Source organism: Streptomyces paludis, from assembly GCF_003344965.1.
In the GTDB taxonomy this organism is placed as follows: Bacteria; Actinomycetota; Actinomycetes; order Streptomycetales; family Streptomycetaceae; genus Streptomyces; species Streptomyces paludis.
The window spans coordinates 8438584-8454852 of the sequence record NZ_CP031194.1 but is presented as its reverse complement, the minus strand read 5'-3'; the positions used below and the strand labels follow the sequence as shown (position 1 = coordinate 8454852).

The window sequence follows — 16269 nt, the reverse complement described above, 5'->3', positions numbered from 1 at the left end:
GCGCGGCGCGTGTTCCAGGGATCGGGCGCAGGCCTTGAAGCCGGCGCGGGCGGCGCCCTCCAGGGAGCGGTCGCCGGGGGCGCGGGAGGCCTGCTCGAACGCGTCGGCCGCCGCCCGCACCCCCTGCCGTACGGCGGCCGGGGAGTGTGCGGCGCAGGCGGTCAGGAGGTCACCCAGAGCGGCTACGTCGCCCGCGCCCTGCGCTTGTCCGGCGCGGGACAGGAGGGTGGCTGCTTGGTGGATCCGCTCGTGCGCGCGCCGCCAGTCCTCCGGGGTGACCACTGGTTCGAAGCGTTCGCGGACGCGGGGCAGGGACAGGTCGTAGGCGAGGGTCGATCCGGAGAACCAGACCGGACGGGTACCGGCGTCGGCGCGGTCGCCGGGCAGCGCGACCGCGTACCCCGCCAGTCTCCCGTCGTCGTGGCGGCGTTCGCGTACGCGCAGTCCGGCGTCGCGGAGCCGGTCGAAGAAGTCGGTGTCGCCGGTGGCGAGCGCGGCGGCCTCGCGCACGGTGCGCTGGAGCGAGACACGGGCCGGTTCCCGGAGGCCGCGGCGGGCGGCTTTCTCCGCCTCGCCGGTGGCCGGCGCCCGGCGCGCGGTCCGGTCCAGCGGCGACATCGCCTCCAGCCCCCAGACGGCTTCGAAAGCGCGGGCGGCGGTGTGCATCGCGGGGATGTCGCCGCGCAGACGGGGCTGGCGGCCGTCCTGGCGGGCGAGGGTCGCCACGAGGTGGATGTGGTCGGGTGCGTGACGCACCGCCACCCACCGGCACCCGTACTCGTCGCCGCGGGGCGCGACACCCGCGGCATCAACCATCGCGGCGGCGACCTCGGCCCACTCGGTATCCGACAAGGTGCGGTCGCCGGGGGCGTTACGGACGGAGACGTGCCACACATGCTCCGTGGGGCGGGGTCCGCGCAGAGCCTCGACGGGGGCGTCGAGGAGGAGCGCGAGAGCGGCAAGCGTGATCCGGGCGGGCTGCCGGACGGGACACGGAAGGTCGGGATCCCAGGCGGCGACGAGGTGGGGATCGAGGTGTTCGTCGTGGTCACCCGGACCGAACAGGTAGGCCAGGAGATCCGCGGTGGTGTCCCCTCCCCTGGCCTTCTTCGGCATCACGTCCGTGAGCGCCTCTCCCGCATCACCCGGACCGTCGCCTCATCCACCCGCGCGACCGCCCGCAGTGCCTCCTCCAGCACCGCCCGGACCACGGGGGCCGCTGGCGGGACGGTGTCCGACGCAGGGGAGGACATAGGGGTGAGGACAGTGTCCGACACGGCGCCGGGAGCGGGAATGGAGTCGGTGGGGGCGGGGGCGAGGGTGGAGTCGGGGGCGGGAGCGGAGTCGGAGGCGAGGGCGGGAACGGGGGCGGGAACGGGGGCGAGGGTGGGAGCGGAGGTGGGGGTGGGGGTGGTCAGCGTGCGGAGAGCCGTGACCGTTTCCCGTAGCCGGACCCGGGCCTCGACCAGCTCACGCAGGACATCGCCCGCGTCCCGGGAGACCGGGACGAGGACCTCCTGGGCGACCGCCATCAGCTGACGGCCCGCCCACGCCGCCGGCGCCATCTCCTCGCGTCGCGCCGCGGCCCGGACCACCGTCAGCTCGGCATCGTCGAACGCAACATAGAACCGGCGCTCACGACGCCCGCCCGCCCGGCGCTCACGACGCCGGTTACCCCCCGAACTTCCGGCCATATCGACCGTGTCGGGCGTGTCGAGCGTCACCGAATACCTCCTCGCTTCCCGCTCTCATGGCCGCTTTCCGGAAATATCCCGGAAGGCGCTTACTGCACCCATTACGCACTAACTGGCTCCCCCTTTCTGATGTCCCAAAAAATTCCTGCCACGGACCGGCGATCGGACACGGTGGCCGGCCCGTGGCACCCGGGAAACCACCCCCGCGCAACGGCCCACCCACCACACAAAAATCGACCCCACCCCCACACCCCACCCGCACGCGCACCCGCACGCGCACCCCACACCCCACCCGCACGCGCCACCACACCACTCCCACACCACCCCCACACCCCACCCACACACACGCACGCCCGCACACCCACCCCCACACCCACACCCCACACAACGAAGCGACGACCACCGCCGGGTGAACCCGAGTCAGGCGGCCAAGCGATGGAAACCGGCGATCAGGAGCGGGAACCGTGAGCGGTACGGCAGGATGCGCGCGTGCTCTCCCTCCCCGCGATCGACACCAAGCTGAACGTCTGGACACTGGCCGCCGTCCTCACCGCCCTCTACGGTCTCTGCGGCATCCTCCGCGGGTGGTGGCACGCCTCCCTCGGCAAGCGCCGCCGCCTGATCCGGGCGTACCGGCGGATGGCCCCGTACGTGCGCCACGACTACGTCACCGAACTGTTCGGCGAGCCCGCCTGGGAACACAGACAGACGGTGCGGACGTACGGAGCAGATGCGGGCGCGGATGAAGATGAACTCGATGTTGTGCTCCGCGATGTCGAGCTGACGGTGCGGACGTGGCCGCTGGGACTGCTCGGTTACCTGGTCACCTGGTGCAACGAGCACGACGAGGTACTGATGTACTCCCTCACCACCCGCAGCCGGCTCTTCCGACCGCGGATATCGGTCGGCCCGTACCGGATCACGCTCGGCAGAACCCCGCTGTCCTCCCTCCCCGCCCCGGGCCAGGACGACGCCGGGCCGTGGCACGGGCTGGGGGCCCGCCGCTTCAGCTACGCCGAGCAGCACTACTTCGGAAACCCCGGCGGCTACCTGCACTGGGCGGTGGGAGTGAGCGACGCGGGCTCCCCGGCGCACCCGCCGATCGGCTGCACCGAAGACACGTGGGGTCCCACGGAGCTGGCCGGCTACCGGCGTCAGGCCCGGATCAACTCCGTACTCATCATCGGCTCCACAATCGACCTGGAGAGCGTGCTCCCCTACGGCATCGCACCGGACCACGACCGCGTCCGGCTCCTCGAACTCCGACACCCCGCACGCGTCACGCTGGCCTCCAGGTACCACGCCGTCATATCGACGGGCAAACACTGGAAAAACCGGCGCGAAAACTGAGCAGAAGCCCACGGAGCACTCACGGCCGAAGGCAAGGGAGCCACAGCCGCACGCGCAGAGAGGAAAACCCGTCGGACGCCCGCGCGGCTCACTGCCAAGCAGACAACCGGCACCGTCACCGCCTACAACGACGGCGTCACGGCGAAAGCCCTCCTCCGGCAATACGACGTCGACCCCAAAGCAATCCGTGCTGGGCGCTCGACTCCGCCGGAGCCCGTACCGTGCCCGACGACCTCGCGCAGCTCCTCGCCTACACGGCAGGCATCAAGGGCCAAGTGCCGGTGCCAGAGCCGGTGCCGGACCCCACAGTGACCGTCGTCGTGCCCCGCATGGTCACCGAGCAACTGCGCGGCAACCCGGACACAGCAGTCCGAACCGCCGCCCGAAGCGAACCCACGATCCACCGCGGGCAGGGCTACACGATGCGGGTCACAGCGCCGCTGAACATGCACCTGGCGATCGTCCGGACCCCGGCCTGAACATCAACGCCATCTGTTACGCGATATCCCGCGCACCCACGGCGCAGTGCGAGAGGTATCGCACGTTCAGGGACGGGTAGACGCCTCGTCCGGGTCCAGCCGTACGGCACGACACCGCGGACCGGCGCGCGGGGGCATCGTAGGCAAGCAGTGCCAGACCTCGGTCCCGGCCAGCTCAATCAGCTCAAGGGTCACCCGGGTGACCACCCTGTCTCCGCCAGTGAGCGAGGTTGTTCCGGGCGGTCAGGGTGTCGGGGTGATCCGCACCCAGCACCCGCACACAGTCAGCCAGCAACTCCTGGAAGGCCGCAGCCGCACCAGCCGCATCCCCCGCCACCCCCCGCAAGGAGGCAAGGTTGCCGCGGGCGGTCAGGGTGTCGGGGTGATCCGGGCCCAGGCGTTGGTCGGCTGTGTGGGCCAGGTGCTGGAAGTGGTTGATCGCGGCGGTGACCTGGCCGTTTTCGCCGATGCTTCGGCCGGTTCGGAAGAGTACGGCGTGAGCGTCGGGTTGCCACAGTGCGTCTGGCGCGTGGTGGGTGAGGGCGTCGGTGTTGGCGCGTAGGGCCTGGGCCATGGCGGTGTCGCGTTCGATCTCGGGCCAGGCGGCGGTCAGGGTGTCGGCGGCGGTTCTCGCGAGCGTGGCCGTGTCGTGGGGGGTGAGGGGGTCGAGGACGGCGCGTTGGATGAGCTGGTGGACGCGTACGGCCTGGTGCGGTGTGGCGGGGGTGTGGTCGATCAGGTTCAGGCGGTGCAGGGCCCGCAGCGCCTGGTAGGCCTGCTCGGTGGTGACCGGCGTGGTCCGGTCCGGGCCGTGTTCGGGAGCGGCGGCGCTGGTGGTGCGGTGTTCGGTGAGGTGGTTGAGGGCGGGTGTGCTGGTAAGGACGGTGTCGGGGATGCCGTTGGGGTCGAGCATGGCGGTCAGGTGCAGCATGGGGCGGGCCAGGCCGGCTGGGCGTAGTTGGTTGGCGTGTTCGAGGGACAGGGACCAGGCCGCGGCTACGGTGGCGGGCTGTTGGTCGGGCAGGGAGCCGGGTTCGGGCAGGAGGTCGTGCAGGCGTCGGGCCCGGTCGGCCAGCCGTGTGCGGTAGGTGGTGCAGTCCAGGGCGGTGTCGGTGAGGTAGGCGGCGGCCTGGGACAGGGCCAGTGGCAGGTGGCCCAGGTCTTCGGCGAGGGCGGCGAGTTGGTCGTCGGGTTCGTGGCGGCCGGCGGCGGTGAGGTAGGTGGTGGCCTCGGCCGTGGTGAAGAGGTCGACCTGGACCGGGAGCCCGTGCGCGTTGAGGGCGGCGTCGCGGCGTCGGGTGGTGACCAGGGTGCGGCCGTGTGTGCTGGCCGGGGGCCACAGACCGTGCAGGTCCGCGGCCTCGGCGACGTCGTCGAGGACGATCAGCCAGCGGCGCGGTGCCGGGCCCGGTTTGGGCTCCAGCCAGGCCAGGAACGCGGCTGCGGCTTGTTCCGGGTGGGCCGGGTCCGCGTTGAGGAGGTCTGTCCCGGCCTGGGCGTAGGCGTCGATGACGGCTTGGCGGGTGGCGGCGGTGACCCAGAGGAGCAGGTCCAGCCGGCCGTGCTGCCAGATGTGGCGGGCGTGGTCTGCTGCGAGCTGGGTCTTGCCGACGCCGCCCATCCCGCCCAGTACCGCCACCGTGCTGTCTTCCAGTGCCTGTCTGAGCACGAGGCGGTCCTGGAAGCGGGCGGCCCGTAATGGCAGGACGCCGATCTGGTGCGGGAAGGACACCGGGACCCGGGCTGCGGCGTGGTGGGGGTAGCGGGGTTCCGCCGGTGCCGTGACGGCAGGGGCCGGCACGGGGGCGGGGGCGGGGCTGTCCTTGGCCTGGGTCCACAGCGTTTTCCAGTACGCCTTGCGGGCGGCGCGTTGCGCTGCCCCGGCCCGGTCGGCACCCGCAGCACCCGCGGCGCCCGGGGCCGGCGGTGTCCAGTCCAGCAGGACCTGGACCAGGGCCCACAGGCGGGTGAAGTCATCGGTCGGCGTACCCAGGTTGACCCAGTCGCTGACCCGCTTGTCCGTCAGCACGGGCAGATTCTGTTCGGCGAGGTGGATGTTGGCCTTGGCGATCGCCTGGGTGCGCGAACGCCCCCGCAGGGCCTGCTTGAGCAGTCCTTTCAGTGCATCGCTCAGTGCCCGGCGGCCGGCGCTGAGGCCCCCGGACGCGGTCACAGCAGGCTCCCGTCGCCGGCTCGGTGTCCGGCGGATCCGGTACCGGACAGGTCACCGACGCCGCTGACCTGGGACAACACGGGTCTCGTCCGGCAAGTCCGGTAGGGCTTCGCCCTGGCGGGCGGCGCTGCTGGAGTGGATCCCGGCCGCCCGGCTGCAGGCGGCCGGAAGGACAGGGGAGAACGATGGATGTGATCGCGGTGGTACTGGTTCCAGTGGCGAGCCTGCTGGTCGTGGCCGGCGCGGCGGTACTGATCGTCGTGGTGGCACTGAAGGACACGGCATCGCGGGACCGCGCCGTGGTCCTGCGGGCGGTCGCCGAGGTGATCCGGGCCGTGCGCGGCCGTGGGAAGGACAGGTGACCCGGTCACCGGCCTTCCCCGATCAGTACCGGGGCGGCGATGGCCGGGCGGCCGCGCGGCGAGGGCCCGGCGGCCGGGTCCGGGCGCGCCTGGCCGTGGGGGCCGGGGGCTCGTGTTCCCCGGCATCGCCTTCACCGGTGCCGGTGCCAGCACCGGTGCCGGTTCCCCGTCGGCGTCCTCCGCCTCCTGCAGGTCGGTTGCCCCGGCAGCACCGTCCTGCGCGGTGTGCTCGGCCGGGCACACCGCTCGGGTGATCCTGCCCGGGGACAGCGGCTCCACGGGCTTCTCCCGGAACCGCTTGAGCAGTTCCTCACGGACCCGACCCGCATCCCGTTCCGCGCCGGCTGTGTGGACCACCGGCCAGGTGGTCACCTTGTCCGGGTCATGCACCGGGCACACCCGGAAACCCAGGTGACCGCATATCCGCGAACGCTGGTACTCCGCACTCCGCCCGGTCCCCCCGTACAGCCCGAAGCCCAATGCCGACACCGGCACCGGCGCTGTTGTCTGCCGGGCGACGAAGCCGGTCACCCCGCCCGGAAAGCCGGAACACCCCCGGGGGACACGGCCGAAGCGGGTGCCGTGCTGAAGCAGGAACATGAAGCCCCAGTACACCGCACCCCGATTTCCCGCCACCGGCTCCCGCTCGTCATCGAGCACCGTCCCGTACTCCACCCACTCGTCCATACCCACCGGCTGCCGCCCCATGACCCAGCATCATCCACAACATGCGCAGGTGAAGAGAGGTAAACGGGCAAAGATACGCCCCCGTTCACGGCTCCGTGACTCCGTGGTGTTCACGGACTCCGTGGCGTTCATTCGAACAACCCGCCGCTCCCCCACCGCCACCGCAACCGCCGGGGCGGCCGGGCCGCTCGGCCCGGCCGCCCGCTCGCGCCGCCGCCTGCCCGGCATCACCCCGGCGTCACCCCGGTGGACAAGGAGACCGGCCGCCCCGCCAACCGCCCCGCCGGCGGCCACGCCGCACCGGTGGCCGTGCACCCGCCGTGGCCTCCGGCAAGGGGCCGGGCAGCGCGTGGCGGTGCGGTACGACCGTCGCACCGGCCGGACCAAGAGCCCTGGCCTCGGCCCTGGCCCTGGCCCTGGCCCTGTGCCCACGTTGCCGGAGCCACAGGTGCAGCAGGTCGCGCTTGTGTTCGGACTGGTCCGGCATGACGATGTGGGCGAGGCCGAGCACCAGGACCACCACGAGCGCCAGGAGCAGCGTGGTGACGACGGCCGGCCAGGGGGCGTCGACCATTTTCAGGACGCCGGTGACGGCGGCCACGGCGCTTGTGCCGAGCACGCCGGCCCCCGTGCGGCGCATCGTGGTGTTCCTCGTCAGCTGGTGGGCGGACATGGTCATCGGCCCGTGTCCTTCATGGTTTTCGCGCCCTGGGCTCGTTGCGTACGGAGGTCGGGGGGTATCTGCGGTGTGGGCGTCTCGCAGCGGTTCTTCGCTCTGTGGCGGGGCGGGCGGGGCGGGTGCGCGGTGGGTCGGGCGCTCGGGGCGGGTCGGGCGCTGGCGGGGCATGGGACCTCCACGGATCGTGGTCGGCGGGTGGGGAGCCGACCGGCTCTGTGACCACCTTCAGGCCCGCGCGGAGAGCATCCACGAGTTGCGACGAGGCACCAACCGGTACTGCTGTCATGCCTGTTCAGGCCATGCCGGGTACCGGGGCGGTGAATGATGGTGCGATGAGTAGCGACAAAGAGGGACGTCCGGTCAGGCGGGCGCGGCCGGTGGAGCGGGCCCGGGTGGGGTGGCCGCCCGCGTTGCGGGAGCTGAGCGACCTGCTGTACGAGGTGTATGTGGAGGCGGACACCCCGAGCCTGGACACGATCGTCGAAACGATCGCGATGAACGTGGACAACAACATGCCGGGGTCGCCGCAGCGCGACACCGTCCGCCGTTGCATCATCAACCCGGCACTGCTCAGCCAGGCCGATGTGGTCTCGGTTGCCATGGCCCTGGCTCAACAGGCCAGGTGGGACAAGCAGGATCTGGCGGCCCGGGTACGGGATCTGTGGACCGCGGCCCGGATGGCCACGGGTGTGGGGCGGCCGCTCGCCGAATTCGACGAGCGCCTCGCCGTGACCGACCTGGGGGTCCACCACGCCCTCGACACCGCCACCGCCCGCGACCGGCTCGCGGTGCTGCCTCCCCATGTCCCGCGGGAGTGCGACACGCGGCTGGACACGGTCATCGCCGCGGCCGAGGCAGGGCAGAGCGGCATCGCGGTCCTGGTCGGCACCTCCTCCACCGGCAAGACCCGCGCACTGTGGGAGGCGACCCGGAAACTACCGGACGGCTGGCGGCTGTGGCATCCCCTCGCCCCCACCCGCCCCGACGCCGTCCTGGCCGGACTGGCCGACGTCGCCCCCAGGACCGTGGTGTGGCTCAACGAGACCCAGCACTACCTGGAAACCGACCCACTCGGGGAACAGGTCGCCGCGGGACTGCGCGAGCTGCTACGCGACCCGGCACGGGGCCCGGTACTCGTCCTGGCCACCCTGTGGCCGGAACACTGGGACACCCTGACCACCCGTACGACCCCGGACCGGCATATCCAGGCACAGGAGTTGCTGTACGGACACAGAATCAATGTTCCCGACGCGTTCACCCCCGCCGAACTGGCCGTACTGAAGGGTACGGACGGTGGCGATCCCCGGCTCGTGGAAGCCGCCGAACGCGCCCAGGACGCCCAGGTCACCCAGTACCTGGCCGGAGTCCCGGTCCTGATGGACCGCTACAGGTCGGCCCGGGGTATCACCCTGGCACTGATCCATGCCGCGATGGACGCCCGCCGCCTCGGCGCCGGCCCCCACATCCCCCTGGCCTGGCTGCATGCCGCCGCCCCCGGCTACCTCAACGACACCGAGTCGAACGCCACCAGTGACGACTGGCTGCCCGAAGCCCTCGGCTACGTCACCCAGGAATGCCGGGGCATCCCCGGCATCCTCAACCCCGTCAAAACCACCACCACCCGCAACCAACGCCCAGCACCCACCACCACCGGCCCCGCAGCCGGCCGGCCCGTACAGGGGCCGCAGTACCAGCTGGCCGACTACCTCGACCAGTACGGCCGCCACGACCGCGCCGACACAATCCCCCCGATCGACTTCTGGACCTCAGCCGCCACCCACGCCCACCCCACCGACCAGGCAGCCCTCGGCGACGCCGCCCACAACCGAGGCCTGTACCGGGACGCCGCCCAACTCCACAAAAACGCCACCACCCACGGCAACCCCCAAGCTGCGGCCGCCCTCGTCAACCATCTCCACGCTCTCCACCCAACCGACCACCGCCCCACCCAATGGGCCGCCACCCACACACCCCTCGACGACCCGCACGCCGCGGCGATGCTGCTGGACAGCCTGCGCAAGAGCGAGGCGGACAAACAGGCGACCATCCTGGTCACACGGCTTCCCGCCACGGGGAACTTCACCGCGTTCATCGAGATCGATGACCATCGGGAGCGGTTCCGGTTCGGGCGTGAGCCCGAGGGGGACGCTGCCGCGCCGTGGACGTGGGAGGACCTTGCGTGAGCCGGAAACGCCTGGGTGCGGGGCTGGTCACAGATGTTGTGGTCGGCTACCCGACCACAGATGTTGAGCTCGGCCCACGTTGAGCGTCCGTGTTAGAGGTCGAATTCCAGGTGTTCGATGTCGGTGAAGCGCACCTCTTCCAGGGAGCCGGCGCGGCGTCCGCCGTCCTGGAAGTAGGTTTCCTTGAGTGCTTCGGCGGTGATTTCGCGGAGGCGTTCGTCGTCGGCGCCCTGTTCCTGTGCCGCGAAGAGGCGGGCGGCGTGGCGGGGTGGAAGGGCGAGGGTGAGGTGCCGTACGCGGTCCTCGTCGGTCGAGCCGATTGGTGCGGTGTAGCCGAGGCGGGCGCGGGTGTCGATGACGATGCCGCCGGTGGTGGCCGCGTCGCGGCGGGCCCTGGCGCGGATCTGTGGCTGCCAGCGCCGCTTGACCTCGGCCTCCAGGCGGGCGGCGAGGTCCGGGCGGGGTTTCTTGATCTGGTCCTTCACGTACCGCTCGACGGTGCGCTGGGAGACCCGCAGCATCTGGGCGACCGCCCTGGTGCCCTTGTGCTGTCTGACCAGGTAACGCATCTGCGCGCCGGCCGATTTGGGGACCGGGCGGGTGAACGCCTTCTGCACCGCTCTGTCGAGGCCGTCCCCGAACGTGCTCATGGCCTGCTACTCCCCGGTGTCGTTGTCGGTGACGGTGCCGTCCTTGATGTAGCGGGCGAGGTTGAGTTCCGGGGCGTCGAACTGTTCGCGGACGCCCTCGCCCCACAGCACGCTCTGCGTGCCCTCGTGCTTCACCAGGCCCGGGTTGACCCCGAGCCTGAAGCCGCCCGGCAGTGCCTTGCCCTCCCGGTACGGCAGGAAATCGAGCGGCGACGGGCCCTCGGCCGCGTACACGACACAGTCGGAGAGAATCGCCACCGGGTACTGCCCGGTGAACGCCGCGTGCTTGACGATTTTGCGGTGGAGGTTGATCCGCGTACGGGAGATGACCGCCGCGCGGATGTCGGGCCGCCACGTCGGCCGCGCCAGCGCCCGCCACGGCTCGCCCGGCCGCCAGCCCTCGCCCCGGGGCCGCTCGCGCAGCTTGCCCAGCCCGCCCTTCACCGTCGCCTTGACCGCCGAGACGACGATCGCCAGCTCCGGATCGCGGCTCCTGTAGCCGTCCATCGCCGTCAGGAAGTCCTGCGGCGGCAGGTCCGCGGCGACACCGAGGTCGGCCATCGTGGCGAGGTAGGCGTCGCGCAGCCGCTGGTACCAGCCGTCCAGGTAGCGGCCGTTCTCGTACCGGACGTACGCCTCGGTCGGCGCGACGTCGTAGCCCAGCTCCACCGCGTAGGCCACGGTCGGTGTCGCGTACCAGGCCGGCCCTTCCGGGCGCTCCCCCTTCGGTGTGAACGGGCTGGGCAGCAGCGCGCCGTCCAGCTCCACCCACTCCTTGCCGGCCTTCACCCGGGACAGGTCGACATGCGACAGGTCCACCAGCCAGCTCCCCGGGAGCTTCGGATCGAACACCGGGTCCTTCACATACGCCGGTGCTCCCAGGCCGACAGTCAGGCCGTTCGCGCCGGCGGCGAACGCCATGTTCACGTCCAGACCGACGAGTTCGCGGCGCAGGCATTCGGCGTCGGTGAGCGGCCGGGCCCAGTCGTACGCCTCCTCGAACAGCTTTTCCGCCGGGCCGCGGACGTGGAAGCGCGGCAGATCCTTGAGGAGCGGGTGCCCGTCCGGGGCCTCGCACGGCGCGCAGTCGACCGGGTCCTTCCCCAGCGAGCCGGGGTTGTGCTCGGAGTGCCGCTTGCCGTCGGCGTCCGGCTCGGAGGCGCGGGTCGGCGGGTGCAGCGCGGTCATCAGCTCCAGGCCGGTCACCGCGGTCGATCCGCGCGGCGTCATCACCCGCGACGCGTACCCACCCAGCAGCCGGGCGAGTTCCGCCGGAGGCAGCTGCCCGGCATCGCCCCAGTGGCGGATGTCCAGCGCGTTCCAGGACGGGATACACAACTGCACGCAGGCCCGCTCCGAGCCGGTGGCAGGGCGGTAGATCCGCGCCCACGGCCCGAACCCGCGCTTCGTCAGCTTCCACTCCGCACGGGTCAGCTGCTTGATGATCTTGTGGCTCTCCGGGAGCCGCCCGGCCAACCGCTCCTCATCGCTCAGGGCGACCGGCAGACCGTAGCGCTCCAGTGCGGCCTCGGTGAGCACGAGCAGCGGGTCGGCCGGCCTTCCCGGCCCGGACAGTTTCGGCTGCCCGAGCTTCGCCTCGCGCAGCGTCCAGTCCACCAGGGACGGCAGGGACTTGGCGGGTGTGTCCAGGACCAGGCCGCCGACGCAGTACGCCAGCACCTTTCCGTCGGGATCGACGTCGACGACCGCGAGCGGCCCGTTCCCGAAGCGCGGGTCGGCGCCGCCCGCCGATGTTCCGGCCGGGGCGGCCTTCTTCGCCCCCGGCCGCCGCGACGTCGACGACGTCCCGTTGGCGCGCGCCGGACGCGGCGCGGCTGCCACAGCAGGGGCAACAGGGGCAGGGGCCTGGGTGTTCACGGCCGCGGTGGCCGCAGCCCCGGAAGCCGGACCCGTGGACAGGGTCGGCGCTTCCTCCGGGGCGGTCGCGCCGGAGAGCGCGGCCCGCGCCGCAGCGTCCTGAGCGGCGGCCGGGTCGGCGGGGTAGAGCTCCGCGAGCCTGTCCAGCAGCCGGGCGTACGCGTCCCGCTCCGGCGGCCGGGGCTCGGTCCTGCCCGACTCCCACGCGCTGACCGTGGCCCGCCGCACCTTCAGCGCGGTCGCCACCTCGTCAATCGTCAGCCCGTGCAGGGCCCGCAGCCGCTTGCGCTCCGCCGGCACCGGCAGCGCGGCACGGGACGCGAGCAACGCGTCCACCGCATCGAACAACTCCGACATGAAAACACCTCCTGAGAAAACCCTACCCCACGAAACGCACCATTCGCGTACGCTTGGCGTACGAAACGCGTACAGAATGCGGCCACGGTTCTGCGCCGGTCGGCGAGCACGGTTGTCCTGTCTCCGCGATGTGTAGGCAGTCCCGCTCTTCTGTAGGCATGTGCGGTTGGGTCCCGGTCATGTGCAGGCAAGTTCCGGAGGTTTCCGGTCTTGTGTAGGTACGGCGGTCACGGCGCTTCTACGGTCGTAATGGCTGGTCGGCGTCGTACCGGAGGCCCGGGTGGATGTGCGCGAGGTGTCGGCGCTACCGGCTCACCCACCGCGCCGAACTCCTCCACGACCTGGTCGTGGTCAAGGCACCCACCGTCGAACCGGACGAAAAGGCCCCATGGCTGGAAGCCGCTGGATACCCCGAACACATCACGCTGATCAGCCTGTTCGCATCAGGTCATTGGAGGCGATCGGTCCTCAGCCACGACCTTCTCGTCGTCACCCGAGCCATTGCCGAATTCCACCGCCGCTTCCCGCTGCAGGCACCCCTGCGAGGCACCAGCCGCACCTGGCTCAGCACCACCATCGAGGCCACAGCCAGACAGATCGAAGCCCTCCTGAACCCCTGATCTTGCTCCGAAGATCGTTCTGTTGGAGGCTGAGGCATGCAGAATCTGCCGACATTCGTTTTCGTTCATGGGGCCTTCGCGAATTCGTTCTCGTTCGCGCCGCTACAAGCCGAGCTCGCCTTACTCGGGCACCGCTCGGTCGCGGTCGACCTTCCGGGGCACGGATTCGAGGCGACCTTCCCCGCGACCTACCAGGCTCCTCAGGATCTCGACGCACTCGCCGCAGAACCGGGGAGCATCAAGGGAATCACGCTCGCCGACAACGCCGCCCGCGTGATCGAAGCCCTCGAACGGGCCAAGCGGAACGGGCCCACCATCCTCGTCGCCCACAGCAGGGGCGGCATCACGACCACCGCCGTCGCCAACGCCCGGCCCGAGCTGATCGACCGGATCGCTTACGTCTCCGCCTGGTGCCCCATCGACCTGGACGTGAGCGACTACTACGCCCAGCCGGAGATGGCGGACGTCGACGCGGGAGCCTTCGCTGCCACACTCGTCGGGAACCCGGCCGAACTCGGTCTGCTCCGGACCAACTTCCGCACCGCCGACCCGGCAGCGCTCGCCGCGTTCAAGCGAGCGTTCGCCGCCGACCTCACCGATGACGAGTTCCGGACCTTCCTGAACACCTTCCAGCCCGATGAGAACCTAGATGTCGGTACGTCTACCGACCGGGCACAGGCCACGACCTGGGGCCGGATTCCCAAGACCTATGTGCGCCTGGCCAACGATGCCAGCCTTCCACTCGCCGTGCAGGACCGCATGATTCGCGAAGCCGACGCGCTCACACCCGACAACCTCTTCGACGTCCGGACACTCGAGGGGAGCCACCTGCGCTGGCTCGTCCACCCGAAGCCCGCCGCCGAGCTGCTCGCAAACCTCGCAGCCCGCTGACACACCCCCCGAGGCAGCTGCCTACCGTTGAGTGGGACGAGCGGGCTCCTCCTGTCCCTCTCAATCGTAGGCACCGCAGGTCAGAGGCCCACCATGCCCACAGTTATCTGGGACAGGACACTCGGCGAAGTCCGGGCAGTCTCAGAGATCTCCGGGCAACCGCCCGACGTCCCGCACAAGTCCGGGCACTATCCCGGTGTTTGTGTCGCCGAGCACGCCGAACTGCGGTCGCGGCCGGCTGGCTCACCGAAGCCGACACCGCTGGGGGACAGTTGCGCGGACAGCCCACCGAGCGCGTCCTGCAGGGGGCCGAGGAGGGGGAACTCATCCACGTGGTGATCGTCTTCGCCGGCCATTTCGACGAACGGGACCTCGGTTGGACAACGGCCAGGAGAGATCCGGCCGCGGCGTTGCTCAGGTCGTCATGAGGCGGTGGTAGTCCTCGGTCTGCCGGGCCAGGTCGTCTTCGGGGATGCCGGTGAAGGCGCTCATCTGGTCGTAGGTCAGCCCGGCGCGGCGTCCGGCCAGCGCGAGTTCCCACAGGGCCTGGTCGATCCGGGCCCTGGCGGTGCCGAGGGAGACCATGCCGAGTTCGACACCGGTCGCGGCCGGCGCAGTGCCCTCGATCTTCAGCTCGGCCAGGTGGCGCACCGCGCTGGTGATCAGGTCGGTGACGAACTCCGGCATGTCGGAGGGGACGTCTGCCGCCCAGGTCCGCGTCTGTGGTTGCGGTGGGCTGATGTCGGCGTGCTGGGCGCGGCGATCGGTGACGTACTGCCACACCCACCGGTAGGAGAGCGGAAGTCCGTCGGTACGAAGGTTCAACTGCTCATACAACCCGAAGGCCGAGCGGCGCTTGTCGGGCGCTTTGGCCTGGTCTTCTTCCAGCAGCGCATCCAGGAACTGACGGGCCTCGTCCAGGCCCTCTTCGTCGGCCGGGAGGGATTGCGGCAGGGGTAGCACGGTCGAGATCGCCTCCTTGGCCGTCTGGCGGTCCACGCCGTGCCGGGCGGCCAGGGAGCTGGGGAGTCTGTCGCCCGCGCGGTGGTCGCGGCGGATCGCCTCGAAGAGTTCTGTCCCTGGCTCGGCCATCGTCTGCTCCCTGGTTGTCTGCGGGCCGTTGGGCGCGTACCCGCCTCATGCTGCCCGGTTCGGTTCCGGTGCGCTGCCCGCGCTCCGGTGTGCGGCAGGCGGCCGTGGGGAACCCGGGGGGGCTCGCGGCCGGGTGCCGGCTCGGGCGGGGCGCCTGGTGCTCGACCATGCCGCAGGTGTGGGCCGCTTCGGTCACGCCTGCTTGGTCCCAGGGGCTCAGCCGCAGCGGGCGGGCTCTGCACTCTCGCCCTTCGAGGTGCCCGAAGCGGTGGGCTGCCTCGATCAAGTCCCCTGCCCAGGACGGTGTCCGACGTTCCCGGTCACGCTCCGGCCGGGTCGGCGGAGCCTTGTGCGCGGCGGGCAGCTGCAGCTGCCCGTCCGGGCAGCCGGTGAAGATGCGCACCGCCAGCGCCGCGGCGTGGACGGGATGAGCGATACGCGCGTGAAGCCTGTACGCGAGGAGCGCGGTGTGCTCATCGGGCTCGGGCGGGAAGCGGCCGGCAGCAGGCAGCGGGAGCACCGCGCGGCCCAGTCGGCGGGCCGCTGCCTCGATTTCACCGCGGCCGGGTGCACGCCGCACCGGCAGCAGGAAGCACGGCTCTCCCTCATCAGGCGGGAACTGCCCGTCCGCCTCCCACCACGCGAAACGGCCGACGGGCAGCAGCGGAGCCGGCGCGGGAGCACCCACGGCTCGGCGGTGCGCGGCCAGGCCGTGCACCGCTTCATGCGGGAGCACGGCGAGGGCGGCGGCCAGGACCGGTGGGAGCGGGCCGTTGCACAGCAGGGTCAGCCGGATTTCGGTCAGCTCCCGCAGGGCGAAGAGGTACTCGAAGTGCCGGGAGCTGATGCGATGTGCCCGGGTGACGATGACATGTCCGATGCGCAGCGAGAAGACCCAGGCGGCGACCGCACGCCAGGCGGTCTCGGTGTTGCCGGTCCAGTACGTGCCGTCCTCGCTGCCGGTTGGCGGGAGGTGTTTGCCCATGCTGCGCAGCAGGTCGTGGGCCAGGGAGGCGGGAGCGCTCGCCACGGCGGTGGGGTGGACTGTGACACGGCCCAGCGCCGGAGTGTGGGAGGCCAGCGCGGCGGCCATGAAGGCGTAATCGTCGTGCGGGTCGTGCACCACGGTGAGCGGGGGCAGGCCGGGGCCGGCGCGGCCGGGTGACCATGTGGG

General features: G+C 71.2%; 13 protein-coding genes and 1 pseudogene. 7 read left to right on the top strand and 7 right to left on the bottom strand.

Going from position 1 to position 16269, the window contains the following annotated elements; genetic code table 11:
• Positions 1–1119, bottom strand: a pseudogene (locus DVK44_RS36210) (mobilization protein); the annotation flags it as partial.
• The gene (locus DVK44_RS36630; RefSeq protein WP_162794240.1) at positions 1116–1724 is read right to left on the bottom strand and encodes a hypothetical protein; all 609 of its coding nucleotides are present in this window, start codon (positions 1722–1724) and stop codon (positions 1116–1118) included. The gene DVK44_RS36630 and the pseudogene DVK44_RS36210, both read right to left, overlap by 4 nt.
• A 459-nt stretch (positions 1725–2183) precedes the next feature.
• On the opposite strand from DVK44_RS36630, the gene DVK44_RS36200 reads away from it, so the two are divergent.
• Both DVK44_RS36200 and DVK44_RS36195 read left to right on the top strand, forming a co-directional pair.
• Positions 2184–3044: an ETEC_3214 domain-containing protein gene (locus DVK44_RS36200; protein WP_114664777.1), complete on the top strand. Its 861-nt coding sequence runs from the start codon at positions 2184–2186 to the stop codon at positions 3042–3044.
• Between the two features lie 221 nt (positions 3045–3265).
• Entirely contained in the window at positions 3266–3523 is a 258-nt protein-coding gene (locus DVK44_RS36195) for a hypothetical protein (protein WP_114664776.1), read from the top strand.
• Between the two features lie 184 nt (positions 3524–3707).
• Here DVK44_RS36195 and DVK44_RS36190 read toward each other — a convergent pair whose 3' ends face one another.
• Positions 3708–5696 carry an NB-ARC domain-containing protein gene (locus tag DVK44_RS36190; protein ID WP_228447540.1) on the bottom strand — a complete coding sequence of 663 codons (1989 nt, stop codon included), beginning with the start codon at positions 5694–5696 and terminating at the stop codon, positions 3708–3710.
• Between the two features lie 185 nt (positions 5697–5881).
• Between DVK44_RS36190 and DVK44_RS36625 the strand changes: the two genes are divergently transcribed.
• A complete protein-coding gene (locus tag DVK44_RS36625; RefSeq protein ID WP_162794238.1) occupies positions 5882–6058 on the top strand; it encodes a hypothetical protein in 177 nt (58 codons plus the stop codon).
• A gap of 925 nt (positions 6059–6983) precedes the next feature.
• Here DVK44_RS36625 and DVK44_RS36185 read toward each other — a convergent pair.
• A complete protein-coding gene (locus DVK44_RS36185; protein ID WP_114664775.1) occupies positions 6984–7424 on the bottom strand; it encodes a hypothetical protein in 441 nt (146 codons plus the stop codon).
• A 332-nt stretch (positions 7425–7756) separates the two neighbouring features.
• On the opposite strand from DVK44_RS36185, the gene DVK44_RS36180 reads away from it, so the two are divergent.
• Positions 7757–9607 carry a hypothetical protein gene (locus tag DVK44_RS36180; RefSeq protein WP_162794237.1) on the top strand — a complete coding sequence of 617 codons (1851 nt, stop codon included), beginning with the start codon at positions 7757–7759 and terminating at the stop codon, positions 9605–9607.
• 92 nt (positions 9608–9699) lie between these two features.
• On the opposite strand, the gene tpg is transcribed toward DVK44_RS36180, so the two are convergent.
• Together tpg and tap are read right to left on the bottom strand one after the other, a co-directional pair.
• A complete protein-coding gene (gene tpg, locus DVK44_RS36175; protein ID WP_114664773.1) occupies positions 9700–10257 on the bottom strand; it encodes a telomere-protecting terminal protein Tpg in 558 nt (185 codons plus the stop codon).
• A gap of 6 nt (positions 10258–10263) precedes the next feature.
• Complete coding sequence (gene tap, locus DVK44_RS36170; protein ID WP_114664772.1) at positions 10264–12492, bottom strand: telomere-associated protein Tap; 2229 nt, start codon at positions 12490–12492, stop codon at positions 10264–10266.
• Between the two features lie 347 nt (positions 12493–12839).
• On the opposite strand from tap, the gene DVK44_RS36165 reads away from it, so the two are divergent.
• Both DVK44_RS36165 and DVK44_RS36160 read left to right on the top strand, forming a co-directional pair.
• Complete coding sequence (locus DVK44_RS36165; RefSeq protein WP_162794236.1) at positions 12840–13112, top strand: hypothetical protein; 273 nt, start codon at positions 12840–12842, stop codon at positions 13110–13112.
• A 36-nt stretch (positions 13113–13148) separates the two neighbouring features.
• Positions 13149–14003, top strand: coding sequence for an alpha/beta fold hydrolase (locus DVK44_RS36160; protein ID WP_114664770.1), 855 nt, complete (start codon positions 13149–13151; stop codon positions 14001–14003).
• A gap of 414 nt (positions 14004–14417) precedes the next feature.
• On the opposite strand, the gene DVK44_RS36155 is transcribed toward DVK44_RS36160, so the two are convergent.
• Positions 14418–15095, bottom strand: coding sequence for a helix-turn-helix domain-containing protein (locus tag DVK44_RS36155; RefSeq protein ID WP_114664769.1), 678 nt, complete (start codon positions 15093–15095; stop codon positions 14418–14420).
• Positions 15096–15444: 349 nt separating this feature from the next.
• On the opposite strand from DVK44_RS36155, the gene DVK44_RS36150 reads away from it, so the two are divergent.
• Positions 15445–16260: a hypothetical protein gene (locus DVK44_RS36150; RefSeq protein ID WP_114664768.1), complete on the top strand. Its 816-nt coding sequence runs from the start codon at positions 15445–15447 to the stop codon at positions 16258–16260.
• Positions 16261–16269: the final 9 nt, after the last annotated feature.